27 protein-coding genes are annotated in these 23,819 nt (G+C 65.7%); 6 read left to right on the plus strand and 21 right to left on the minus strand.

The features are described from left to right. The first annotated feature begins 142 nt into the window (after positions 1–142). Positions 143–553, plus strand: coding sequence for an Mth938-like domain-containing protein (locus tag ACYCTF_RS01770; protein WP_461284463.1), 411 nt, complete (start codon positions 143–145; stop codon positions 551–553). A gap of 4 nt (positions 554–557) precedes the next feature. On the opposite strand, the gene rpoS is transcribed toward ACYCTF_RS01770, so the two are convergent. Genes rpoS through ACYCTF_RS01810 form a run of 8 tightly spaced genes read right to left on the minus strand, consistent with a single transcriptional unit; the run spans position 558 to position 6,651 of the window. Continuing rightward, on the minus strand, positions 558–1,541 hold the full coding sequence (gene rpoS / locus ACYCTF_RS01775) for an RNA polymerase sigma factor RpoS (RefSeq protein WP_461284464.1): 984 nt from the start codon (positions 1,539–1,541) through the stop codon (positions 558–560). A gap of 23 nt (positions 1,542–1,564) precedes the next feature. Next, positions 1,565–2,329 carry a peptidoglycan DD-metalloendopeptidase family protein gene (locus ACYCTF_RS01780; RefSeq protein WP_461284465.1) on the minus strand — a complete coding sequence of 255 codons (765 nt, stop codon included), beginning with the start codon at positions 2,327–2,329 and terminating at the stop codon, positions 1,565–1,567. A gap of 2 nt (positions 2,330–2,331) precedes the next feature. Then, on the minus strand, positions 2,332–2,964 hold the full coding sequence (locus tag ACYCTF_RS01785; protein ID WP_461284505.1) for a protein-L-isoaspartate(D-aspartate) O-methyltransferase: 633 nt from the start codon (positions 2,962–2,964) through the stop codon (positions 2,332–2,334). 26 nt (positions 2,965–2,990) lie between these two features. Beyond that, complete coding sequence (gene surE / locus ACYCTF_RS01790) at positions 2,991–3,743, minus strand: 5'/3'-nucleotidase SurE (protein ID WP_461284466.1); 753 nt, start codon at positions 3,741–3,743, stop codon at positions 2,991–2,993. A 3-nt stretch (positions 3,744–3,746) separates the two neighbouring features. Next, a complete protein-coding gene (locus ACYCTF_RS01795; RefSeq protein ID WP_461284467.1) occupies positions 3,747–4,751 on the minus strand; it encodes a S49 family peptidase in 1,005 nt (334 codons plus the stop codon). Next, entirely contained in the window at positions 4,744–5,085 is a 342-nt protein-coding gene (locus tag ACYCTF_RS01800; RefSeq protein ID WP_461284468.1) for a Rieske (2Fe-2S) protein, read from the minus strand. Before ACYCTF_RS01800 ends, ACYCTF_RS01795 begins: the two co-directional genes overlap by 8 nt. Further along, positions 5,073–5,723 carry an HAD family hydrolase gene (locus tag ACYCTF_RS01805; RefSeq protein ID WP_461284469.1) on the minus strand — a complete coding sequence of 217 codons (651 nt, stop codon included), beginning with the start codon at positions 5,721–5,723 and terminating at the stop codon, positions 5,073–5,075. The genes ACYCTF_RS01800 and ACYCTF_RS01805 overlap by 13 nt, the downstream gene beginning before the upstream one ends. Then, complete coding sequence (locus tag ACYCTF_RS01810) at positions 5,716–6,651, minus strand: RluA family pseudouridine synthase (protein WP_461284470.1); 936 nt, start codon at positions 6,649–6,651, stop codon at positions 5,716–5,718. Before ACYCTF_RS01810 ends, ACYCTF_RS01805 begins: the two co-directional genes overlap by 8 nt. A gap of 334 nt (positions 6,652–6,985) precedes the next feature. Between ACYCTF_RS01810 and ACYCTF_RS01815 the strand changes: the two genes are divergently transcribed. After that, a complete protein-coding gene (locus ACYCTF_RS01815; protein ID WP_461284471.1) occupies positions 6,986–9,223 on the plus strand; it encodes an Rne/Rng family ribonuclease in 2,238 nt (745 codons plus the stop codon). Between the two features lie 259 nt (positions 9,224–9,482). On the opposite strand, the gene ACYCTF_RS01820 is transcribed toward ACYCTF_RS01815, so the two are convergent. The 12 genes from ACYCTF_RS01820 to ACYCTF_RS01875 all read right to left on the minus strand — a co-directional run bounded on the left by ACYCTF_RS01820 (position 9,483) and on the right by ACYCTF_RS01875 (position 18,942). Beyond that, positions 9,483–9,959: a low molecular weight protein-tyrosine-phosphatase gene (locus tag ACYCTF_RS01820; RefSeq protein WP_461284472.1), complete on the minus strand. Its 477-nt coding sequence runs from the start codon at positions 9,957–9,959 to the stop codon at positions 9,483–9,485. Continuing rightward, complete coding sequence (locus ACYCTF_RS01825; protein WP_461284473.1) at positions 9,956–10,687, minus strand: hypothetical protein; 732 nt, start codon at positions 10,685–10,687, stop codon at positions 9,956–9,958. The genes ACYCTF_RS01820 and ACYCTF_RS01825 overlap by 4 nt, the downstream gene beginning before the upstream one ends. Continuing rightward, positions 10,684–11,415 carry a 3-deoxy-manno-octulosonate cytidylyltransferase gene (kdsB, locus tag ACYCTF_RS01830; protein WP_461284474.1) on the minus strand — a complete coding sequence of 244 codons (732 nt, stop codon included), beginning with the start codon at positions 11,413–11,415 and terminating at the stop codon, positions 10,684–10,686. The genes ACYCTF_RS01825 and kdsB overlap by 4 nt, the downstream gene beginning before the upstream one ends. Then, the gene (locus ACYCTF_RS01835) at positions 11,415–11,603 is read right to left on the minus strand and encodes a Trm112 family protein (RefSeq protein ID WP_065970395.1); all 189 of its coding nucleotides are present in this window, start codon (positions 11,601–11,603) and stop codon (positions 11,415–11,417) included. Before ACYCTF_RS01835 ends, kdsB begins: the two co-directional genes overlap by 1 nt. A gap of 89 nt (positions 11,604–11,692) precedes the next feature. Beyond that, complete coding sequence (lpxK, locus tag ACYCTF_RS01840; RefSeq protein WP_461284475.1) at positions 11,693–12,658, minus strand: tetraacyldisaccharide 4'-kinase; 966 nt, start codon at positions 12,656–12,658, stop codon at positions 11,693–11,695. After that, positions 12,652–13,764, minus strand: coding sequence for a glycosyltransferase N-terminal domain-containing protein (locus ACYCTF_RS01845; RefSeq protein WP_461284476.1), 1,113 nt, complete (start codon positions 13,762–13,764; stop codon positions 12,652–12,654). Before ACYCTF_RS01845 ends, lpxK begins: the two co-directional genes overlap by 7 nt. Beyond that, a complete protein-coding gene (gene msbA, locus ACYCTF_RS01850) occupies positions 13,757–15,484 on the minus strand; it encodes a lipid A export permease/ATP-binding protein MsbA (RefSeq protein ID WP_461284477.1) in 1,728 nt (575 codons plus the stop codon). The genes ACYCTF_RS01845 and msbA overlap by 8 nt, the downstream gene beginning before the upstream one ends. Then, positions 15,481–15,891, minus strand: coding sequence for an ExbD/TolR family protein (locus ACYCTF_RS01855; protein ID WP_461284478.1), 411 nt, complete (start codon positions 15,889–15,891; stop codon positions 15,481–15,483). The genes msbA and ACYCTF_RS01855 overlap by 4 nt, the downstream gene beginning before the upstream one ends. Then, the gene (locus ACYCTF_RS01860) at positions 15,891–16,505 is read right to left on the minus strand and encodes a MotA/TolQ/ExbB proton channel family protein (protein WP_065970464.1); all 615 of its coding nucleotides are present in this window, start codon (positions 16,503–16,505) and stop codon (positions 15,891–15,893) included. Before ACYCTF_RS01860 ends, ACYCTF_RS01855 begins: the two co-directional genes overlap by 1 nt. A gap of 30 nt (positions 16,506–16,535) precedes the next feature. Beyond that, positions 16,536–17,249: an ABC transporter ATP-binding protein gene (locus ACYCTF_RS01865; RefSeq protein ID WP_065970405.1), complete on the minus strand. Its 714-nt coding sequence runs from the start codon at positions 17,247–17,249 to the stop codon at positions 16,536–16,538. Continuing rightward, positions 17,246–18,493 carry a lipoprotein-releasing ABC transporter permease subunit gene (locus tag ACYCTF_RS01870; protein WP_065970407.1) on the minus strand — a complete coding sequence of 416 codons (1,248 nt, stop codon included), beginning with the start codon at positions 18,491–18,493 and terminating at the stop codon, positions 17,246–17,248. The genes ACYCTF_RS01865 and ACYCTF_RS01870 overlap by 4 nt, the downstream gene beginning before the upstream one ends. Beyond that, complete coding sequence (locus ACYCTF_RS01875) at positions 18,490–18,942, minus strand: DciA family protein (protein WP_461284479.1); 453 nt, start codon at positions 18,940–18,942, stop codon at positions 18,490–18,492. The genes ACYCTF_RS01870 and ACYCTF_RS01875 overlap by 4 nt, the downstream gene beginning before the upstream one ends. A 57-nt stretch (positions 18,943–18,999) precedes the next feature. On the opposite strand from ACYCTF_RS01875, the gene ACYCTF_RS01880 reads away from it, so the two are divergent. Then, positions 19,000–19,707, plus strand: a complete 708-nt coding sequence (locus ACYCTF_RS01880; RefSeq protein ID WP_461284480.1) for a YggS family pyridoxal phosphate-dependent enzyme — start codon at positions 19,000–19,002, stop codon at positions 19,705–19,707. 11 nt (positions 19,708–19,718) lie between these two features. On the opposite strand, the gene ACYCTF_RS01885 is transcribed toward ACYCTF_RS01880, so the two are convergent. Next, positions 19,719–20,567: a DMT family transporter gene (locus ACYCTF_RS01885; RefSeq protein ID WP_461284481.1), complete on the minus strand. Its 849-nt coding sequence runs from the start codon at positions 20,565–20,567 to the stop codon at positions 19,719–19,721. On the opposite strand from ACYCTF_RS01885, the gene dapC reads away from it, so the two are divergent. Genes dapC through dapE form a run of 3 tightly spaced genes read left to right on the plus strand, consistent with a single transcriptional unit; the run spans position 20,533 to position 23,777 of the window. Then, on the plus strand, positions 20,533–21,846 hold the full coding sequence (gene dapC / locus ACYCTF_RS01890; RefSeq protein WP_461284482.1) for a succinyldiaminopimelate transaminase: 1,314 nt from the start codon (positions 20,533–20,535) through the stop codon (positions 21,844–21,846). The genes ACYCTF_RS01885 and dapC overlap by 35 nt on opposite strands. Beyond that, entirely contained in the window at positions 21,824–22,642 is an 819-nt protein-coding gene (dapD, locus tag ACYCTF_RS01895) for a 2,3,4,5-tetrahydropyridine-2,6-dicarboxylate N-succinyltransferase (RefSeq protein WP_065970416.1), read from the plus strand. Before dapC ends, dapD begins: the two co-directional genes overlap by 23 nt. Next, positions 22,632–23,777, plus strand: a complete 1,146-nt coding sequence (gene dapE, locus ACYCTF_RS01900; protein WP_461284483.1) for a succinyl-diaminopimelate desuccinylase — start codon at positions 22,632–22,634, stop codon at positions 23,775–23,777. The genes dapD and dapE overlap by 11 nt, the downstream gene beginning before the upstream one ends. The last annotated feature ends 42 nt before the right edge of the window (positions 23,778–23,819 follow it).

Here is a 23,819-nt window from a genome sequence, read left to right on the forward strand (position 1 = left end):
TCCACCTGGGGTGCCCGGACGGGCCGGCGGCGCGTCCGGCCGGTCCAGATGCCGTGAGAAGAGCGGCGCGCCAACCACGGCCGTTTGAACCGCGAACATACGGGCGAACCGCCGCCCTGTCAATGTCGATCGGAGGACTTTCGTGAAGATTCACCTGGATACCGGCGACGGGCGGCGCCTCATTCGGGGTTACGACCCGGGCCGACTGCGCATCGACGACCTCGTCTACGAACACAGCGTCATTCTCATGCCAGACGAGGTGGTCCCGGATTGGCGTCCCCGGCATTTCGGGGAGCTCGATGCCGCGAGTCTCGCGGAACTCGCCGCGGGCGCTCCGGAGATCATCCTGCTCGGCACCGGCGGCGTGCTGCGTTTCCCGCCTCCGGCATGGCTCGCCCCGTTTATGCACGCCCGGATCGGTGTCGAATGCATGGACACCGCCGCCGCCTGCCGGACCTACAATCTCCTCATGAGCGAGGGGCGCCGGGTGGCTGCCGGCCTGCTGCTCGCAGACCCCCCGCCCGAACCGGCGCTATCGCCAGGACCGCGATGAGCGCCTAAAAAAGCGCGTCCATCGAGTAACCGCCCCTTTCGAGCATGCCGCGCAGGCGCCGCAAGGCCTCCACCTGGATCTGGCGGACGCGTTCGCGCGTCACGCCGATATCCGCGCCCACCTGCTCCAGGGTCGAGACATCGCGACCGTTCAGGCCGAAGCGCCGCTCCACTACCTCGCGCTGCTTCTCGTTCAACTCCGAGAGCCATGCCGCGATCTGACCATGGAGGTCCTCGTCTTGCAGGATCTTCTCCGGGTTCGCGGTCTTGTCATCGGCGATGGCATCGAGCAGTGAGCGGTCGGGGTCGATGTCGCGGGGCGCGTCGACCGAGGCGATGCGCTCGTTCAAACCCATCATGGCGCGGACATCGGCGATCGGTTTGTCGAGCAGGAGCGCCACTTCCTCAGGCGTGGGTTCGTGGTCGAGCTTCTGGGCCAGATGGCGGGCGGCCCGCATGTAGATGTTGATCTCCTTCAAGATATGGACCGGCAGGCGTATCGTGCGCGTCTGGTTCATGATCCCGCGCTCGATCGTTTGCCGAATCCACCATGTGGCGTAGGTCGAAAATCGGAAGCCGCGCTCGGGATCGAATTTCTCGACGGCGCGTATGAGTCCAAGATTGCCTTCCTCGATCAGGTCGAGCAAGGCCAGTCCGCGATTCATGTAGCGGCGCGCGATCTTCACCACGAGCCGCAGGTTGCATTCGATCATGTGATGGCGCGCCGACGTGTCGCCTTGCAAGGCCTTGCGCGCGTAATAGACCTCTTCCTCGGCCGTGAGCAACGGCGAAAATCCGATCTCGCGCAGGTAGAGCTGTGTGGCATCGGCCTGCGGACCGGCCGTGTCCTCGCTTTCGCGCTCCGGGGCACCCTCGGCCGTCGCCGCCCCGTCACCGGCCCCCTCCAAGGCCTCCTCTGTGTCCGTCCCCTCAAGAGCTTCCGGCTCCGGTGCCTCTACTGTATTCTCGTCCAGTTCCGATTCGACCATGAGCGGTTGCACCTCTTTTCTCGCTAGTGGTGTCGTACGGGCAGATAGCGCAGGGGGTCCACCGGAATTCCGCGCCGGCGGATCTCGAACTCGAGCTCCACACGGTCGGTACCGCTGTCCCCCATAACGGCGATCACCTCGCCTTGCCGCACCATCGCCCCCTCCTCGACCTTAATGCGCGCATTATGCGCATACGCACTTAGGTACTCATTATTTTCTTTAATGATAATAAGCTTACCGTAACCAGGAAGTCTACTGCCGCGATAGACGACTCGCCCGGCGGCAGCGGCGCGTACCGGCTCCCCAGGCCGCCCGAGGATATCGATGCCGCGATTGCCCGGGCGACCGCTCAATGGGCCGCGCCCGAAGGTCTCTTTGACCGCCCCACGTGCCGGCCATATCCAGTGCACCGCAGACACACGCATCCGCGGTTGCGCCGGCCGGCTTGGCACGCGCTGCGCGAGCGGCATCGAAAGAGGTCTTGAAGGGGGCCTGACAGGCCTTCCTGCAGGCGGCGGTGCGACCCTGTCACGCCGCGGCGCGCTTAATCTCAAGCGCTCCCCCACTTCTATGCGGTAGGGTGCCGGGATATGGTTCCAGCGGGCCAGGGTCCGGTAGTCGTGGCCGGTCTCGAAGGCGATACTATAGAGGGTGTCCCCCGGCAGGACCCGGTAATAGCCGCGACCCCCGGCCAGTGCCATGCCGTCGTTATGGATAGGCGCGGGGATGCGGGCCACGCACCCGGCGAGCAGCGCGAGCATGCACCCAACGAGCAGGGCGCGGCGCATCCTTACACGATTCCGCCAGGGAGCAGCGGCACGAAATTGACCGCTTCGAGGCGCTCAAAGGACACGGCCGTGCCGCGCCGACGATACAATAGGAGTTCCTGCCCGTCCCCACCCACCGGTACCATAAGACGCCCACCCTCCTTTAGCTGACTAAAGAGCGGGGTCGGGACCGTACGCGCCGCAGCGGTCACAATGATGGCATCGAACGGCGCCTCTTCCGGCCAGCCCTCGCAACCATCGGCGTGACGGACGCTGATATTGGCAAGCCGCAGCATCTGGAAGCGCTGACGCGCGGTGCGCACTAGGCCCGCTATGCGCTCCACCGTATAGAGATGACCGGCAAGCCGCGCCAGCACCGCGGCCTGGTATCCGGAACCGGTCCCGATCTCCAACACCCTCTCGAGCGGTCCCGAGGCGCGCAGTGCCGCGGTCATGCGCGCCACGATGTAGGGCTGGGAGATGGTCTGACCGTGCCCTATCGGCAGGGCCGTATCCTCGTAGGCGCGGCTTGCCAAGGCCTCGTCGACAAAGAGGTGCCTGGGGACCGCCGACAGGGCCGCAAGGGTCTCCTCATCGCGTATGCCCTGCTCGCGCAGCCGCCCTATGAGGCGCTCGCGGGTACGCGCCGAGGTCATGCCGGCGCCGGCGCGCGATTCCGCGCTCACAATGTCTCCCGGCACCAGGCCTTCAGGGCCTCAAGGGTGTTGTGGCGGGTGAGATCGGCATGCAGGGGCGTGATCGAGACATAGCCCGCGGCGATGGCATGAAAATCGGTGCCCGGGCCGGCGTCATCGGCGCTGCCCGGCGGCCCCACCCAATAGATCGGGCGCCCCCGGGGATCGTGCGCGGCAATCACCGGCTCCGCCTTATGGCGATGCCCGAGACGGGTCGCCTCGAAGCCGCGCAGATCGCCATAGGCGACATCGGGCACGTTTACGTTCAGCACCGTGTCCGCGGGCATGGTCTCGGGCGTCAATGACGCAAGCAGGCGTTCGATGACCGCCGCCGCGGTCGGGAAATGCACCGGATTGGGCGAGGCCAGCGACACGGCAACGGACGGCAAGCCGAGAAACCGGCCCTCCATGGCCGCCGCCACCGTTCCGGAATACAAGACGTCATCGCCGAGATTGCCACCGTGATTGATGCCGGCGATGACGATATCAGGCTCGTGCTCAAGGAGCCCGGTGATAGCGACATGCACGCAGTCGGTGGGCGTGCCATCGACAAAGAAAAACCCGTTGGCGGCGCGTGCCACGCGCAACGGCCGCAACAGGGTGAGCGAATTGCTCGCCCCGCTGCGGTCACGATCCGGCGCCACCACGGTGACCTCGGCGGTGCGTGCGAGATGCGCAGCGAGGCATCCGAGGCCGGCGGCCATATATCCGTCATCGTTGCTGATCAATATCCGCTTCACGGCTCACTGCACATGCGGCAAAGGGGACAACCACTGGGCCACGAAGGTCTGGCTCATGGTCGCGCCCAGATGCTGGGCAAAACGGGTCACAAGCCCCTCCTTCGGTGAAAAATCGACGATACGAGGTGCGTTGAAGAGATGCCGGGCTACCTGCCCGACAGTCCCGAATCCATCGATCAGACCCAATTGGCGGGCGCGATAGCCCGTCCATATCAAACCACTGAAGAGTCCGGGATGCGGACGCAGGCGTGCCCCCCGGCCCTTTTTCACGGCCTGAATGAACTGCGCGTGGATCTGCGCCAGCATCTTCTCGGCAAACGCCTTGTGGGCCTTGGTGAGCGGCGAGAACGGGTCCAGGAAGTCCTTGTTGGCGCCGGCCACCAAAAGCCGCCGCGTGACACCGATCTTATGCATGAGCCGCGTGTAGCCGAACCCGTCCATAAGCACGCCGACCGAGCCGACCAGGCTTGCGGGGTTGGCATAAATCCGGTCGGTAGCCACCGCCACATAATAACAACCGGAGGCACACAGGTCTTGGACCACAGCGTACACCGGGGTGTGCGGATAGCGCGCCCGCAACCGCCAGATCTCGGCGTTGATGTCGCTTGCCTGCACCGGACTGCCGCCGGGGCTGTCGACATCGAGGATCACACCCGCCGGATGCGCGGCGAAGGCATGGCGCAAGGCGGCGTCGATCGGGCGGGCGCTGGCCGGACCGCCCTCCTGAATGGTGCCGTCCATGCGTACCAGCGCGGTAAACCGCCCGGCAAGCCCGGTGGCGCGCATCTGCGCCCCCTCGTAGCTCAAAAACAGTGCCACGATTAAGGTGATGACCAGAAAACGGAAGGCCAGCGTCCAGCGACGGCTGCGCCGCTGTTCGTGCAAGGCCGCGAACGCAAGTTTCTCGAGCGTCGCGCGCGCCCAGTCTTCCTTAAGCCCCAAGCGATCGTCCCGGTCCGATCGCCCGTCGTGCCCCCCATCGCGCTGCTCGTCGTTATCATCACTCATCGCCCGCCTCCTCCACGACCACCATCCCCTCTTGTTCCCGGCAGGTCAGGGCCGCGAGGCCCTGATTCCGGCACGGCCCACCCAGGCAGCGGCCGTCGGCCGGATCATAGCGCGCCCCGTGCACGGAACACACCAGGATCTCGCCTCCGGAATCAAAGAATCGCCCTTCCTGCCAATCGAGCTCCAGACCGCGGTGCGGGCAGTGGTTGCGATAGGCATGCACCACCCCGTGATGGCGTATGACGAAGGCCTCATCCTCGGACTTTAGCGCAAACCGCCGCCCGGGACCGCCATCCTCCAGGCCATCGCTTCGGCACACGACTAGGACAGCCATGCGCACAGTTCCGGAAAGGTCTGGACGCACAACCGCGGCTCATGAATGCGCAATTCCGCGGGATCGTGGACCCCATAGGTCACCGCCACACTGTCAATGCCGGCGCGCGCAGCCATCTCGATATCGTAGCTCGTATCGCCGATCATGAGCGCCTCCGCGGCCTCTACCCCGGTCTCCGCCAATATCTCGTGGAGCATGAGCGGGTCGGGCTTGGAGCGCGTCTCGTCGGCTGAGCGTGTCGTGCAAAACAGCGCACGCATCCGGCTTTCCTCAAGGGCCGCATCCAGGCCGATCCGTGACTTGCCGGTCGCCACCGCCATCCGGTAGCCACGCGCGTGGAGGTCCTTGAGCCCGGCTGCGACCCCTGGAAAAAGCGGCGTGGGCGTGTCATTCAAGCGCAGAAAATGCTCGCGGTAACGGCTGGCGATCGCCTGGCGCCGAGCGATCGCCTCCCCGGGCAAGAGCCGCGCCAGGGCCTCGGCGGCCCCAAGGCCTATGGTCTTGCGGATCGCCTCGTCGGTCAGCGTGCGCCACCCACAGTCGTGCGCCGCGGCCTGAAAGCAGCGCACGATACGCTCCGCGGAATCCATGAGGGTCCCGTCCCAATCAAAGATCAGAAGTTCGTACGCCTTACCCATCAAGCGACTCCAGTACCCGCACGAGATCCTTTGGCAGCGGCGATTCGATATCCACGGTCTGGCCCGTGGCCGGATGCGGGAACGACAGACGCGCGGCATGCAAAAACAGCCGCGCAAGACCCCTCTGTTTCCATACGCCCGCGGCCTTGGGGTCCCCGTAGCGCTCGTCGCCGGCCACCGCGTTCCCGAGATACGCGGCATGCACGCGGACCTGGTGCGTGCGCCCGGTGCCTAGGCGGACGTCGGTCAAGGTGGCATCGCGAAAGCGCCGGCGCGGCGCAAAGTGCGTCTGCGCGGGCTTGCCGGCGGCATCCACGACCACCCGCCGCTCGCCGGTCTCGCGGCGCAAGAGCGGCGCGTCCACGGTGCGTGCGCCGCCCGCCCATACGCCCTGCAGGAGCGCGACGTAGTGTTTGCCAAAGTGTCCGGAGCGCAAAGACTCGTGCAGGCCCCGAAGCGCCGAGCGCCGCTTGGCGATCAAGAGGCAGCCGGATGTCGCGCGATCGAGCCGATGCACGAGTTCCAGGCCGCGGGCCGCCGGACGTAGCGCGCGCAATGCCTCGATGACCCCGAAAGACAGGCCGGACCCGCCATGCACCGCCATCCCGGAGGGCTTATCCAGCACCAGCAGCCAGTCGTCCTCGAACAGAATGAGATCGGCGAGCCACGCGAGATCCGGGGCCGGTGGCGGCGGCGCCTTGACGTCTATCGGGGGGATACGCACGACATCACCGACCTGCAGGCGATAATCCGCCTTACGCCGACCCTTATTGATGCGGATCTCGCCTTTGCGGACAATCCGATAGATATGCGTTCGGGGAACGCCCTTTAGGACCGCCAGAAGAAAATTATCCAGGCGTTGCCCGGATCGCTCGGCATCTATCGTCACCAAGCGAACCGCCGACGCCGCCTTGTCGTGCCAAGACATCAGGGGAAGCCAAAGATTGCCGGGGCGCAACCCGGCTGCTATAGTGCGCCTTCGTATGCGACCGATATTAGCAAGCTTTCCGGCTGCATACAAAACGATTTTCGAAGGTCGACCGTGCCGGTCGCCTTCACAAGGGTATCGCACCCCTCGCCCAACCGGAGAGGTGCTCGGATGTACGCCCCCTGGCCCGGGAGGCGGAAAGTCTACAGCGACGGGTTTCAAAGCGGATTCATGCCCTTAATCCGGGCCCTTTCTTCGCCGCCCACACTCGCGTGGACTGCCGACCTCCCTCACGGCCGGGGTCGTGCGCCGCAACGCGGCGGAGTCAGGATTCATGAAAAGAATGCTTTTTAATGCCACCCACTCGGAAGAACTGCGAGTGGCGATCGTCGACGGCCAGAAATTGATCGACCTGGACATCGAATCGGCCAACTATCAACAAAAGAAAGGCAATATCTACAAGGCGCGCGTGACTCGCGTGGAACCTAGTCTCGAGGCGGCATTCGTCGACTACGGGGCCGAGCGGCAGGGCTTCCTGCCCTTAAAGGAGATCTCGCGCAGCTATTTCAACGGGGCCGAGAACAAGGGCGCGCAAGGTCCGGTACGCATCAAGGACGTCATCCGCGAAGGCCAGGAGATCGTCGTCCAGATCGAGAAGGAGGAGCGCGGCAACAAGGGCGCGGCCCTCACCTCTTTCATCAGCCTCGCCGGTCGCTATCTGGTACTGATGCCGAACAATCCCAAGGGCGGCGGCATCTCGCGTCGCATCGAGGGGGAGGAGCGGGCCGAACTGCGCGACACCATGGCCCAGCTGAAGCTGCCGGACGACTATTCCGTCATCATCCGCACGGCGGGCATCGGCAAGAGCGTCGAAGAGCTCCAGTGGGACCTCGATTATCTGGTGCAGTTGTGGGATGCCATCACGCGCGCGAGCGAAGACCAGCCGGCGGCCTTCCTGATCTATCAGGAAAGCAGCCTCGTCATTCGCGCAATCCGCGATTATCTGCGCAGCGACATCGGCGAAATCCTGATCGACAACCAGGATATCTACGAACGCGCCCTGAAATTCATGCAGCAGGTCATGCCGCAGAACGTCGGCAAGCTCAAGCTCTACGAAGATGAGATCCCGCTGTTTTCGCGTTACCAGATCGAACATCAGATCGAGTCGGCATTTTCCCGCGAGGTCCATCTGGAATCCGGCGGCGCGGTGGTATTCGACCACACCGAGGCGCTGGTCACGATCGACGTCAACTCGGCGCGCGCTACGCGCGGGAGCGACATCGAGGAAACCGCGCTCAATACCAACCTCGAGGCCGCCGAAGAGATTGCCCGGCAGCTGCGTATCCGTGATCTTGGGGGCCTGATCGTCATCGATTTCATCGATATGACGCCGACACGCAACCAGCGTGCCGTGGAAACGCGCCTGAGCGAGGCGCTCAAGGCCGACCGCGCGCGTGTACAGGTCGGACGGATCTCCCGTTTCGGGCTCCTCGAGATGTCGCGCCAACGGTTACGGCCGTCGCTCGGCGAGTCCAGCAGCCTGACTTGTCCGCGCTGCGAGGGTACCGGCCATATCCGGAGCGTGCCCTCGTCCGCGCTGCAGATCCTACGCTTCATCCAGGAAGAGGCGATGAAGGAGAATACGGCGGCGCTGCATGTGCACCTGCCGCTCGCCACCGCAACCTTTCTCCTGAACGAGAAACGCCATGAGATCAGCGGCATCGAATCGCGTCTGGGTACGCCCATCACGATCGTTCCGAGCATCGATCTCGAAACCCCGCACTACCGAATCAAACGTCTGAAGGCCGAGGAGATCGAGGCCGAGCGCATCGCGCCAAGCTATTTGATCCCGCTCGAGATCGAACCCGAAGAACCCTCGCGCCCCTCGAACCCGATCATGGAGCGGCCGGCCGTAGGCCAACTGGCACCGATTGCGCCGCCCCGACCGGAGGCTGCGAACCCGCCGTCCCCCGCTCCCGCCAACGGACTGATACGATCCTTCTTGCATCGCCTCCTGGGCGGCGGCAATGCGCCCGTACCCACGCAAGCCCCGGCCGCTGCCGAGGCCGCCCCGGCGGCCCCCACGGCACGGCCCGCGCGTCCGCCCCGGCGCGCCGCAACCGGCCGCAACCGGCCACCGGCCAAGGCCCCCGCGGAAACGCGTGAGCGGCCGCGTGAGGTCGCGCCCGAGAAAGCGGAACGCAGTGAGCGCGCCGGGGACCGCCCGGCAGACAAGGGAGACCGCCCGGCACGGCCTCGCGGTCACCGGGCTCGGCGCGGCGGCCGTGGCCGCCATGGCGGCGAGCGCGGGGATACCGCAGCGGCCAGCCCGGAGAGCGCGAGCGGAAACCAGATGACGGCAACGGCAGACGCCCCGGCCCCCTCCGGCGAGCCCATGCGCGACACCGCGCCGGTCCAGGATCGGGGCGGACATCCGCTCCCGGCCACGCCGGAACCGGCTGTGCACCAGGAACCGGCTGTGCACCAGGAACCGGCTGTACGACGGCCGGAGGAACCCGAGGCGCGGCCCGTGCGCGAGACCGAACGGCAGGAGACACCGAGCGACGAGTGACACCGTCCCAACCCACCCCACCGGCCAAGGCCGGTGGGCTTCTTGCCCCTAGCCCAGACGGGAACCGGTTGGCACAGCCAACCGGCCCCGGCCTTCAAATGGGGCGGTGAATATCCGCCTTCTATACCGAAACCGTCGGCACCTTATTTGGTCTGCCATCCGCACACCAACCGAGAGACCCCTTCCCTTCAGTGATCGGTGGTGGCCTCTGGTGGGAGATAATCCGGCGCGCTACGGGACCGATCTGGCCCCGGGGTTTCTAGGCGCGCGTAAGCCGGGTCTCGATATCCGCAAGTAGACCCTGGGCGGCCTCTTCGAGCAGCGCATAGACCCGCTCGAATCCCTCAGGCCCACCATAATATGGGTCTGGAACGTCGCGAACCCGCGTGTTGCGGGCAAAATCCAGGAACAGTTGCACCGAGGCCTGCGGGCCCCCGCCGAGGGCCTCCAGGTGCGCCAGATTGTCGCGGTCCATGGCCAGCACATAATCGAAATCGCGAAGATCGGCCGCAGTAACCTTGCGTCCGACGAGCCCCTCGATGTCGATACCGTGGCCTGCCATGGTGCGACGGGCGCGCTCGTCCGGGGGTTCGCCGATGTGATAGCCGTGGGTGCCTGCGGAATCGATTTCGATGAGCCCATCGAGCCCCTTGCGGGTCACGAGTTCGCGGAACAGACCCTCGGCCATGGGCGACCGGCAGATGTTACCGAGACATACGAACAACACGCGTATCATAAGGGCGCCTGGGGCGTCCGTTGCACGGGCCATCGGATCCCCGACTCGGTCAGCGCCAGCAAAAACACGAGAGCCACAGGTGCGAAAAATATCGCCGGCCATACCACGGGCATGAACACCATACCGCTTGGCTTGGCAAGCTGCGCACCAACCGCATAGACGGCCAGCAGCCCCTGAAAGGTACTCATACCGATCACGAGCGGCGCGCGCTGCCAGACGCACGCGACGCCCTGGACGATGACCTCGCGAATCCGGCGCGCCGGATCCACCACCGCTCGCGCATAGGCGATCATGGACATGCCGCCCCATAACAATGCCGCACCGCCGGCCATGACCAACACCGCCGCGAGCAGGCCGATCCCGGCGACGACGCCCGCATATCCGGCATAGCGGCCCCAAAAGGCGAGCACCTCGGGAAGGTGGCCGACCATCCACGCCAACGCGACGAACAGCAAAACGATCATGGTGCCGGCCAGTGCCAACCAGGCCGTCACACCGTACGCGCGGCGCACGAGGTCGCGCCATGCGATAGGTGCGGTGGTATGCAGCTTCTGGAGATAGAGATAACGCACCACCGGCGCGCACCCGAGCCATGCTAAAAGCGGCCACAGGCTCGTGGTTCGTGAATGGTATCCGACCAGGATCGCGCCGATCAGCTCGAAGGCGATGAGGCCCGCGGTCCAACGGCTACTATAGGCGCGGATCGCCGCCGCCCGGATCCGGATCACGCAGGCCTCCATAGGACGTTGGCGCGCGCCAGATCCTCTTCGGTGTCGACGCCAGGACCGGGATCGGCATCCGTCACGATGACCCCGATCGCCGCACCGTGATCCAGGGCCCGCAACTGCTCGAGACCCTCGCGTTGCTCCAGCGCGCTCGGACCCCAGCCGGTAAACATCCGCACGAAGCCCGCGCGATAGGCATACAACCCGATATGTCCAAGAAACGCCGACGGCATCGCCGGATCGCGCGGCCATGGGATGGGTGCGCGGGAAAAGTACAGGGCGCGGCCGCTCGTCTCGCACACCACCTTCACGAGATGCGGGCTCGCAAAGGCCTGCGCGTCTTGCATGCGCCGCGCCGCCGTCGCTATTTGCCATTGCGGATTATCGCGCAAGGCACGCGCCACCGCGGTCACGAGTGCCGGCGGCATGAGCGGTTCATCACCCTGAAGATTGACAACAATGGCCTCATCGGGGAGCGCCAGCAACGCGATGGCCTCGGCGATCCGGTCGGTTCCGGAGGCATGGGTGGCGGCGGTCATCACGACCTCGCCGCCGGCGTCCTTCACGACCGCGGCGATTCGCGCATCATCGGTGGCGACGGTCACGCGCGCCGCGCCGCTTGCCATCGCCCTTTCCCGCACGCGCAGGATCAAGGGGCGTCCGGCGACCTCCCGTAACGGCTTGCCCGGCAGCCGTGTCGCACCGTAACGCGCAGGGATGATGACGTGCACTAGCCGAGGTCCTTCAGGTCCTCATCGTTCAAGGTGCGCCCCTCTTCCTCGAGCATGACCGGGATGTCGTCGCGGATCGGGTAGGCCAGACGGCAGGCGCGGCACGCCAATTCCCCGGCCTCGCGCCGATAGCGCAATGGCCCCTTGCAAACCGGGCATACCAATATCTCCAAAAGTCGCCTGTCCATATCGTATCCTTCCCCTCCATCAGGGCACATTGTAAAACAGGAGGTGCGCGCCGGCTACGATCGAAGGCCGGGCGCAGGCCCGGCCGCGTTCATGATCGCGGCTTAAGGCGGGCGAGAACGCGACGTGCCAGTTCTTCGTCGACCACCGCCCGCACCGGCACATACCAGAGCCCGGAGCGTCCCAGGGATTCGCACTTTACCGCATCTTTTTCCGTCATGACTACCGGATCATCCGTATCGAACTGGAGGTCTTCGGCAGAATATCGATGATGGTCGGGAAACGGATGGGCAATGACCTCGAGCCCCCACCTCTCCAGGGCCCGAAAGAAGCGCTGCGGGTGGCCGATGCCCGCCACGGCATGCACGCGCCGCAGATCCGCAAGCCCCACCTCGGCGTGGCCGCCGACGGCATAGGCCCTATCGCCGGTAAGCCCCATGGCCCACTCGCCGGCCGCGGCCTGCCCCTGCGTCACGCGAAAATCCAGGCGATCCCAGCGGGTGCGGGGTTCGCGCAACGGACCCCCCGGCAGGCACAACCCGTTTCCAAAGCGCCGCACCCCGTCGAGGATACCGATCTCCAGACACCGCCCCAGACGATAATGCTGCAGACCATCGTCCGCCACGATCACATCGCACCCGACTTCGACCAAGGCCCGTGCGCCCGCCACCCGGTCGCGGGCGGCGATGACCGGCCCGGGGGCATGGCGCGCCAGCAGTACGGCCTCATCGCCGGCGCACCCCGGATCGCTATGCGCGTCCACGCGCAGCACGCCGCGGTTGCGACCCCCGTAACCGCGCAATACGATGCCCGGGCGCAACCCGGCGGCCGAAAGCCGTGCGCACAGCCACAAGACGAAAGGCGTCTTTCCGGTCCCGCCCACGGTCACGTTACCGACCACGATGACCGGGACCGGAAGCCTCTGGACGGTGCGCACGCCGGCCGTATAAAGGCGCCGGCGCAAGATTGCCAGCGCGCAATAGAGGACACTCACCGGCCATAACACCCGGCTCCAAAGACCGGTCGCAGCCCAATGCCGCCAAGGATCGCTCAGCACGCGCAGACCTGTGCCACCAGCGATTCGGCGGCCTCCCCGGCCGCACGCCGCTCCTGCCAGAAATACCGTCGCAAGGCGTCGGCGGCCACGCGCGCCGCCCCGGGGTTCGCCAAAAGCCACGCCCAGTACGTCACGAGCTCGGTGGTCGCGACTTCGGCGAGTGGCGCCGCCCCCGGCAGGTCGAGACCCGCCACATGCGCCGCGCTCACCACGCGCCCTCCCGCGAGCGCCGCCCATAACAAGGGTTCCGGCGGCATCATGAGATGGATAGCCGTGCAGCTCGCCGCGAGCGCCGGCCAAAACCGCTCCTCATCCACCCATACCACGCTGCCTGGCGCGAGCGGGCGGCGATCCTCGTTCCAGGCGCTCAGGCGCTTTGCGCCCGCAGTCGGGCTGCCGAGAAACAGGATATCCTGGGTACCCCCCGGGGACGCCTGCCAGGCCTGCGCAAGGCGCGCGGCGATCGCCGGCGAGGCATCGGTCACCCAGAACAAGGCGCGCGCATGGGCCCCGGCCAACCCCTGAAAGACCGGCTCCACCTGCGCCACGGCAAGCCGTGCGTAAAAGGGCGCGGCGCAATGCGCCAGACCGCGCCAGGCCTGCTGCTCGCTCGCGGTCTGCGGAAAGCCCATACACCCCTCGGCCGCCGCCCCAGGTCGGCCATGCACGATACAGCAAGGCACGCCGGCGGCCTTCAGTCCGGCCGCGAGATGCGGTCGCATGGCCTCGCCGAGCGCCACCACATAGGCCGGGCGCAGCCGTTCCAGAATGCGTCGCGTGGCGGCGCGCCGATCCGCGGGCCCGTAGGCAAAGCCGAGGTTGGTGATGGCCTTGAGCCGGGCGAGCATCGCTTGGTGCTCATACTCGAATGTCACGACGATCGGCCGGTCCGCGCTGCGTTCGCGCACCGTGCCCGCGATCTCCGCGGCCAGCCGCCCGTTCACCTCGCGCGCATCGGACTTGATCCATATCAGGCGCGCGCGCGCCGGCGGCGGCCGCAACAAACCGAGACGGGCGTTGGCGCGCGCGGTATTGCCGCTCAAGCGGTCGCGAACGTCCGCCACAACCCCTGCAAGCAGCCGTCCTTCATAGACACGATCAGCCATGAAACTGCATCTGGTGCAGTCGCGCATACATCTTGTTCTGCGCCATAAGCTCGGCATGCGTCCCGCGCTCCACGACCCGACCCTTGCTCATGACGAGGATGCAGTCGGCATGCTCTATCGTCGATAAACGGTGCGCAATGACGATCGTCGTGCGATTTTGCATGAGCCGGATCATGGCGGCTTGCACGTGCCGCTCGGACTCGGTGTCGAGCGCCGCGGTCGCCTCATCGAGGATCAGGACCGGGGCATTCTTCAGCAACGCGCGGGCAATGGCGATGCGTTGACGCTGTCCGCCTGATAGCCTTACCCCGCGCTCCCCCACCAACGTATCCAGGCCGCGCGGGAGATCCTTCAAAAACTCCGCGACATGGGCCGCCTCGACGATCTCCATGAGCCGCGCATCGTCGGTCACGCCCTTGTGCCCGTAGAGGATGTTCTCGCGGATCGTCGAATCGAACAGTACCGTCTCCTGGCTTACGAGCGCGATATGCGAGCGCAGGTCGGCAAGCGTGATCTCGCGCGTATCCACGCCGTCTAGGGTGATATAGCCGGACTCTGCGTTATAAAAGCGCGGCAGCAGATTGGCTATGGTGGTCTTGCCGCTCCCCGAGGTGCCGACCAACGCCACCGTCTGCCCGGCGGGCACGGTAAAAGACACCTCGTTGACTGCCTTCCGACCTTCCGGACTATATCGAAACGAGACATTGTGATAGGCCACATCCCCGCGCACATCGGTCAACACGCGCTGCCCGGTCTCGGTCTCGAGCGGCTGATCGATGAACGAAAACACGCTCTGCGACGCGGCCATGCCGGTCTGCAAGGTCTCATTGACCTGCGTCAGCCGCTTGATGGGCGCAAGCAGCATCATCATCGCCGCCACGTACGACATGAAGCCGCCGACAGTCGCGTGCGGCTCGCGCATCGCCGCGTACACCACCCACGCCAGCGCCGATGCGGCCATCAGCTGCACCACCGGCACCCCCGAGGCCGCGACGCGCGTGCGCCGCATGTTCTCGCGCCGATTGGCCTCATTGGCCTGCGTGAAGCCGCGCAAGGCCTCGTCCTGGCCGGCAAAGGTCTTTATGACCCGGTGTCCGTCCGCGGCCTCCTGAACGACATGCGAGATCGCCCCCATGGAGTCTTGAATCGAACGGCTGGTGCGCCGGAAACGCTTGCCCATGCGGCGATTCACCCACGTGATCACCGGCGCCGCCACCAGGATGGCGATGGTCAGCTTCCAGTTCAGATAGAACATCCATCCGAGCAGACCGAGGACGGTGGCGTTGTCCTTCACCAGCGTCGACAAGGCGCGCGTGGCGGCACTTGCCACCTGCTCGACGTCATAGATGAGTTTGGCTATGAGAACCCCGGAGGAATGGGCGTCGAAGAAGGTCGTCGGCAGATAAAGGAGATGCGTGAACATCTGGCCGCGAATATCGAAGACTACCCGCCGGCCGACCCAGTTCATCAGGTAATTGGCGGCAAACGACGCCACCCCGCGCACCAGGAACAGCCCCACGACCGCGATCGGCATAAGGCGCATGCTCACTGGGTTCCTGTGCACAAAACCACCGTTCAGGAGGGGGCGCATGAGCGCGGCAAACACAGGCTCGGTGGCCGAGCCCACCATCATCCCGACCACCGCCAGCAGGAAGCTTCGACGATAGGGCCATGTATAGCGCAGCAGCCTTCGGTAGAGGCCGTCCCCGGATCCCGTCACGATGTCTTGCGCACCTTGGTCGCAAAAACGATTCGGCCGAGACCAAGCCGCCGGGCCGCGTCCAGGGCATGCACGATGGCGCGGTAAGGCGCATTACGGTCCGCATACAAAATGATGGGCGTGTTCGGGCCATGGGCGTGGGCGGCCAGCGCGCGCATCAGGGATCGCTCGGTACCCGCCACCACCGCGCCGTCTACCGCAAAAGTGCCGGCGCTGTCGATCACGATATGCACGCCCTGGATCTTGATCGGCTGTTTCGGGTGGGCCTGTGGGAGCTGGACCTTCAGCGACGACTCATGGGCAAAACTCGTCGTCAGGATGAGAAATATGAGGGTCATGAGCAACACGTCGATCATCGGCACGAGATTGATCTCCGGTTCCTCCAGTACGCGTTTGCGAAAGCGCATCAACCCGCCTCGCGCTCGCCTTTCAGGATCTCGACCAATCGTACGGCCTCGCGCTCCATGTCTGCGAGCAGGGTGTTGACGCGCGAGCGCAGGTATCGATAAAAGATGAGGCTTGGTATGGCGATACCAAGGCCGGTGGCGGTAGTCGTGAGCGCCTGGGCGATACCGGTCGCGAGCACCGCCGGGTTTCCCACACCCGCCTCGCCGAGCCCTGAGAACATGCGGATCATACCGAGCACGGTGCCAAGGAGCCCGAGAAACGGGGCGATCGCCGCAATCGTGCCGAGCGCATCCAGATACCGGTCGAGTTCCGACGCCACATGGCGCCCGGCATCCTCGATCGCCTCGCGCACGACTGCCCGCGAATGGCGCCTGTTCACAAGCCCTACGGCCAGCACCTGGCCCAAGGCCGATCCCTCCTCCAGGGTCCGTAATTGCTCGGGCGTTATATCGCCCCGCTTGATCCATTCACGCGCCGTGGCCGCCGCCCCCGGGGGCGCCACGCGCGCACGGCGCAACGCGACCAGACGCTCCCCTATGATCGCCATCGCCAACACGGAACATAACAACAGCGGCCACATGACAAAGCCGCCCGCCTTTATAAGCTCCAGCACCGCGCTCATCCTTCTCTGATCGTCATTACTCTAGCAAGGCCCTGGAGACGTGGGAAGCGCGTCGGTCTCGGTCACCGAAAGGCAGCCATCCACGATCACGCCCACTCGCCCCATGGACTGCGCCAGCTCGTGGTCATGCGTGACGAGCACGAGGCTCGTACCAAACGACGCGTTCAAATCCCGCAGGAGCGCAAAAACGTCGGCGGCGTTACGCGTATCGAGATTACCGGTCGGCTCATCGGCCAGCACGCACCGCGGCTCGTGAACCACGGCCCGGGCAATGGCCACCCGCTGGCGCTCCCCGCCCGATAACTCCGAGGGCTTGTGCAAGGCGCGATCCGCAAGCCCTACGCGCTTTAGCATCGCCTGCGCGCGCTGATGCGCGCGGCGTACGGGCTCGCGCCGGATCAAAAGCGGCATGGCTACGTTTTCGAGCGCCGTGAACTCCTGCAGCAGGTGATGGAACTGATAGACGAAGCCGAGTATGCGGTTGCGGACCCGCCCGCGCTCGGCCTCGCTCAGTCGCCCCATGTCCTGCCCATCCACCCATATCCGCCCCGAGGTCGGCTGGTCGAGGCCCGCCAGGAGATGCAAAAGCGTGCTCTTGCCGGCCCCGGATGCGCCGACGATGGCGATGGTGTCGGCGGGCCTCACCACGATATCCACGCGTCGCAGGACATCCACCGACAATACGTCCTCGATGAAGGTCTTGGCCACCGCCTCGGCGCGGATCACGTCATTCATTCGTAGCGCAGCGCCTCGGCCGGTTGGGTCTTCGAGGCCCGCCATGCGGGATACAGGGTCGCCAGGAAACTCATGAGAAAGGATGCGATGGCGACATGCATTACGTCCTGCCAGCGCAGGTGCGACGGCAATTCGCTGATGTAATACACGTTGGCGGACAAAAAGTGCGTATGGAAGACGTGCTCGATGAACGGCACGATCGTAGTCACATTCAACGACAACACGACACCCGCCACCACCCCGATCGCAGTCCCGATGAGGCCGATCAGCGTGCCCTGCACGAGAAAGATCGCGAGCACGCTCGCCGGGCTTGCGCCGAGCGTGCGCAGGATGGCGATATCGGCGCGCTTATCGGTCACCACCATGACCAGGGTCGCCACGATATTGAAGGCCGCCACCGCCACGATGAGCAACAGGATCACGAACATCACGGTCTTCTCGATCTTCAGGGCCCGGAAGAAGTTGGCATGTTTCTCGCTCCAATCGCGCACCTCGTCATAGGCCGGCAGCCGCGCCTGCAACGCCCGACGCACGGCCGGGGCCTGGTTGATGTCGGCAAGCTTCAAGCGCACCCCGCTCACATCCCCGCCCATACGATAAAGGGCCTGGGCGTCCTTCATGTTGATCAGGGCCAATCCGGCATCGTACTCGTACATCCCCACATCGAAGATCCCCACCACGCGGAAACTCCGTAACCGCGGCAGAAAGCCCGCCGGGGTCACCATGCCGCCGGGGGCCACCAACAACACATGCGACCCCAGGGTGGCCCCGAGGCGCCATGCCAGATAGCGGCCGAGTACGATGCCAAAGCGCCCGGGGCGCAGGGCCGCAAGCCGTCCTTGCACGATGTGCGCGGCAATGTCCGATACCGCCTTCTCCTTGTTCGGGATCACCCCGCGCACCAGGGCCCCGCTCGAGTAGCGTCCGTGGACCAGCAGCCCCTCCCCGCGCACATAGGGGGCGACCGCGATCACACCCTTCTCGCGCAGCGCGACATGCGCCGCCTTTTGCCAATCCGCCAGGCGATGACGCGGGCCGCTTATGGTCACATCGGAGATCACGCCGAGTATGCGGTTACGCAACGTCCTCTGGAATCCGTTCATGACCGACAATACAGTGATGAGCGCCATGACCCCCAATGCGATGCCCACCAGCGAGGTCACGGATATGAACGAAATAAAATGGTTGCGCCGCCTGGCACGCATGTAGCGCAGGCCGATAAAAAGCTCGAAGAATCGTGTCATGCGCGCCCTGTATCCTCGGTGCTGCCGGACGCAAGGGCCGAGGCGAGCCGCGTGAGGCTTGCCTTCAAGGGGGCATCGCAGACGGCCTCGGCCAGTGATTCAAAGCAACGCGAGCCGATCGCCGAACGCACGGGCCTGCCTTCGCTTCCCCGACTACGACGCGCCCCCTCCCACCCGACGCGCCGGACCACGATCTCGCGAATGGCGCCCAGACCCGCCTCGGCGCGCAGGCGCGCCAAAAGATCCGGCGTCTCCTGACGCAGCCGTGCGGCCGACGCCGAACCCGGCGCCACCACAAATAGCCGCCCGCGACAATAAAAAAGCGCCTCCACGGCATGCAGGCCCTCCGGCCTGCAACGTGCCCACAGCGCCTCCAGGGCCGGTCCTTGTATGAGATCTGCAGGCGGTCTGGGCAGCGAACGGTCGAGAAAGCGGGCGATAGCTTGCATGCCGGCAGTATGCCAGAGCGGCACGGCTTTGGATATGCGCTGAGGCCCGCTACACTCATGCCCATGAGTGACTTGTGTGAACGCTACGCGCACATCATGGCGCGCATCGCGCACGCCGCGCACGCAAGTGGCCGGTCGGCCAGCGCCGTGCGTCTCGTGGCGGTCTCCAAGACCCACACCGCCGAGGCGGTGGCGCAGCTTGCGGCCTGCGGACAACGGCATTTCGGTGAAAGCCGCGCCCAGGAGGGCGCAGCCAAGATCGCCGCCATGCCCGACGCGGCCCTCGAATGGCACTTCCTCGGACCCGTACAGCGCAATAAGGCACGCCTCATCGCCCGCCACTTTCGTTGGTTGCACTCACTCGAGGGGCTCGACGCGGCCTTGGCCCTGTCACGTCACGCCGAAGCCGCCGGCACCCAACTGCGTGTCCTAGTCGAGGTCAACGTGACCGCAGACCCGCGCAAACATGGGCTTTCGACCACGGCCCTGCCGGCCTTTCTCGAGGCCTATAGCGCGCGCGCCTGGCCCGGTCTTACGCTCTCCGGACTCATGACCATGGCCGCCCATGGCGCCCCCGAGGGCGCCGCGCGCGCCACCTTCGCGCGCCTACGCGAGCTCGCCGCCGACTGTCGCCGGGCCTTCGGTCTGACAGACTTCCAGGAATTGTCGATGGGCATGAGCGATGACTATCACTGGGCGATCGCCGAAGGGGCCACCATGGTGCGTATCGGCCGCGCCTTGTTCGGGGCGCGCGAGAGCGGATAAATCCCGGCGCCTCAACCCTCGTAGGCCGCCACCAGCGTAGCCCCGGCGGCCACCGCCAGTGCCCCGGCCAGGGCACGCATGGTGAGCACCCCATGCAACAGCAGGTGTTGCGAAAACGCCGCGGTCACCACCTCGACTAGCAGCAGCACCGACGATTGGCGGACCGGCAGGGCCGTGACGCCGTATTGCACGAGCAGGGTGATGGTAAAGATCGCGAGACCGCCGCCCACCACCGCGGCCAACACGGCCAGCCCCGGTGGATGCGGCATGCCGTGCGCGGTGACGGCAAGCGCCGCGAGGCCCACGCCGACCACGCCCGCGAATGTCGCCAAAAGCTTGGCGGCGAGCGCCACATCGGGCTGCGCACGCAGTATCACGTTGGCGCCGGCAAACGCCGCCCCGGAAGCGAGCGCGAGGGCATCGAAGCCATTCAAGGTCGGGGCCGCCTGTCGCCAGAGCAGCATCATGACCCCAACCAAGGCCGTGACGATCCCCGCCACCACCGGCAACGACACGCGCTCTTTGAGGAAGACGCGCGCCGCCAGCACCGACCACACCGGGGAGAGGTAAAAGAGCAGCGTGACCCGCAGGATGTTGTCATGTAAGACCGCGACCACGAAACCGATATTGGTGATGCCGCCGAGCACCGCCAACGCCAGCCACACGCGGCGCGAGACGCCCGCGCAGCGCCCGCCGCGGCATAAGATCAGGCTGGCGGTGGCCGCGCCGCCATACATGAGGAGCGCAAGCCATACCCCGGACAGGCCGTCCTGGGCCAGCCTGCGCAACGGATACCAGATCACGCCCCAGGAGCCGGCGCCCACTATGAGCGCGGCCGCCGGCCATGCCTTCTTGGTCATGGTCGCGCGCTCCCGTATAATCCACCGATCTTATGCGCCTGCATCGCCCATGAACCCCACTCTCGGACGGCTCCACCCCTACCCGTTCCAACGGCTCGCGGCCCTGACCGCGGACCTCGCGCCGGCGACGTTGCCGCCTATCAACATGGCGATCGGTGAACCGCGCCACCCGACACCGGATGTTGTGATAGCGGAGCTTACAGGCGCCCTGGATGCCCTGTCGACCTATCCGTCGACACGAGGCAGCAAGGCCCTGCGCGCGGCCATTGCCGAGTGGCTCACGCGCCGCTTTCGGCTGCCGCCGGGGGCTGTCGACGGCGAACGCCATGTATTGCCGACCTCGGGCAGCCGCGAGGCCCTCTACTCGGTGGTGCAGGCGCGCGTCGACCGGCGCATGGAACGCCCGGTGGTGATCATGCCCAACCCGTTCTATCAGATCTACGAGGGCGCGGCGCTGCTGGCCGGTGCGGAACCCTATTACGTAAACACCGACGGGGCGCACGGCACCGTCATGAATATCCAGGCCATACCGCGCGCCATCCTCGAACGCACCCAGGTCGTCATCACCTGCAGCCCCGGGAACCCTACGGGCCAGGTCATGGGGCGGGGCGAATATGGCGAACTCCTGGAGCTCGCCCACCGCCATGACTTCCTGATCGTCGCCGATGAATGTTATTCGGAGATCTACCCCGACGAGGACCACCCGCCCGAGGGCCTGCTGGCGGCGGCGATCGCCCACGGCGTCCATGACTTAGCGCACTGCGTGGCCGTCCACAGCCTTTCCAAACGCTCCAACGTCCCGGGATTACGGTTTGGCTTCGTGGCGGGCGATGCCGGGTTCATGGAGGCCTTGTTCACGCTGCGCACCTATTTCGGTTCGGCCCCCTCGCAGCTCGCCCAGCGCGCGGCGCTCGCCGCCTTGGCCGATGAGCCCCACGTCCGCGAGAACCGCCGACTGTACCGCGAGAAATTCGCCGACGTCACCGCCATCCTCGATGGCGTCCTGCCGGTCACGCGCCCCGCCGGGGGGTTTTATCTCTGGGTGCCGACACCGATCGATGACGAGGCCTTCGTGGCCGGCCTCTATGCCACCCAGAATCTCCTGGCGCTCCCCGGCTCCTATCTCTCGCGGCCAAGCGGCGGCCGGGACCCGGGTGCCGGCCACATCCGTCTGGCGCTCGTCGGTCCGCGCGCCGAATGCCAAGAGGGCGCGCATCGCGTGCGATCCTATGTCGAATCATTAACAAGGAGTCAGAATGACACATCAAGCGCTCATTGAGGCCGCCTACGAAGATCGCGCGCGGATTACACCACGCAGCGTCGATACTGCGGTCAAGGACGCGATCCAGGGCGTCATTGATGACCTCGACCGCGGCGTCCTGCGCGTCGCCGAGCCGATCGACGGCGGCTGGAAGGTCCATGAATGGATCAAGAAGGCGGTGCTGCTGTCCTTTCGGATCGAGGACAACACGCTTGTCAAGGGTGGTGAGGCCCAGTATTACGACAAGGTCCCCTCGAAATTCGCGACCTACGATTCCCACCGATTCCGCGAGGGGGGATTTCGCGTGGTGCCGCCGGCGGCCGTACGCCGCGGGGCCTACATTGGGCCCCAGACCGTACTCATGCCGTCGTATGTCAATATCGGCGCCTATGTCGACAGTGGCACCATGGTCGACACCTGGGCGACCGTCGGCTCGTGCGCGCAGATCGGGAAAAACGTTCATCTGAGCGGCGGCGTCGGCATAGGCGGCGTCCTGGAGCCCTTGCAGGCGGCGCCGACGATCATCGAGGACGACTGCTTCATAGGCGCGCGCTCGGAGATCGTGGAGGGCGTCATCGTCGAGCGTGGGAGCGTCATTTCCATGGGCGTCTTCATCGGCCAGAGCACGAAGATCCTGAATCGCGATACCGGTGAGATCCTGTATGGGCGGGTGCCGGCGGGCTCGGTGGTGGTATCGGGATCGTTACCGGCCAAGGATGGCAGCCATAGCCTTTATTGCGCGGTCATTGTCAAGCGCGTGGACGCGAAGACCCGCGCCAAGGTCGGGATCAACGCGCTTTTGCGTGACATCTAGCGCCATGGATCCGACACTGGCGCTGGCCATGGAACTGATCGGGCGCGCATCGGTCACGCCGGATGACGCCGGCTGTCAGGCGCATATTGCCGGATTGTTGCAGGCGGCGGGCTTTCATACGGAATCGCTGGTGTTCGGCGAGGTCACCAACCTCTGGGCGCGTCATGGCACGACCGCCCCGCTCGTCGTATTTCTCGGGCACACCGACGTGGTCCCGCCCGGCCCGTCCGCCGACTGGGCCACGCCGCCTTTTGTGCCGACCATCCGTGATGGCATGCTCTATGGGCGCGGGGCGGCGGACATGAAAGGCGCGGTGGCCGCGTTCGTGCAGGCCTTGATCGGCTTTGTGGGCCGCCACCCCCGACACCCGGGCTCCGTGGGCCTGCTGCTTACCTCCGATGAGGAGGGTCCCGCCCGTGACGGCACCGCCCAGGTCCTAAAGACCCTGGCGGCACGCGGCGAATCCATCACGTACTGTCTCGTGGGCGAGCCCTCGTGCCAGGTCGCGCTCGGCGATACCGTAAAGCACGGCCGGCGAGGGTCCCTGAACGGCGACCTGATAATCCATGGTGTCCAGGGTCACGTGGCCTACCCGGAACGCGCCGACAACCCCATCGCGCGCTTCGCGCCGGCCTTGCAGGCCCTGGTGTCGATCACCTGGGACGAGGGGTCCGCGGATTTCCCGCCGACACGCCTGCAGTTCTCCAATATCCACGCCGGCACCGGCGCGGATAATGTCATCCCGGGAACGCTGCAGGCGCTCTTCAATCTGCGCTATGGGCCAGCGACACCGGCGCCCGTACTGCGCGCGCGCATCGAAGAGGTGCTCGCCGCCCACAATCTCCGCTACACCCTTCATTGGCGGCTCTCCGGGGAACCGTTTTTGAGCCATGATGGTCCACTCAGGGCGGCGCTGGCCGCGAGCATCCAGGCCGAGACCGGCCGGGAACCGCAATACTCGACGAGCGGAGGGACGTCCGATGGTCGGTTCGTTGCGCCCTTTGGTGCCCAAGTTCTTGAATTCGGGCCGCTCAACGGCTCTATTCATAAAGTGAACGAAGCGGTTTCCGTAGACGATCTCGTGCGCCTGACCCGGATCTATCAGGGAACGCTGGAGCGGATCTGGGCGCTTTAAGGGGCACGGCATCGTCTATAATGATCATCCAGGAGCCACCAC

This window comes from Acidiferrobacter sp. (assembly GCF_054609335.1).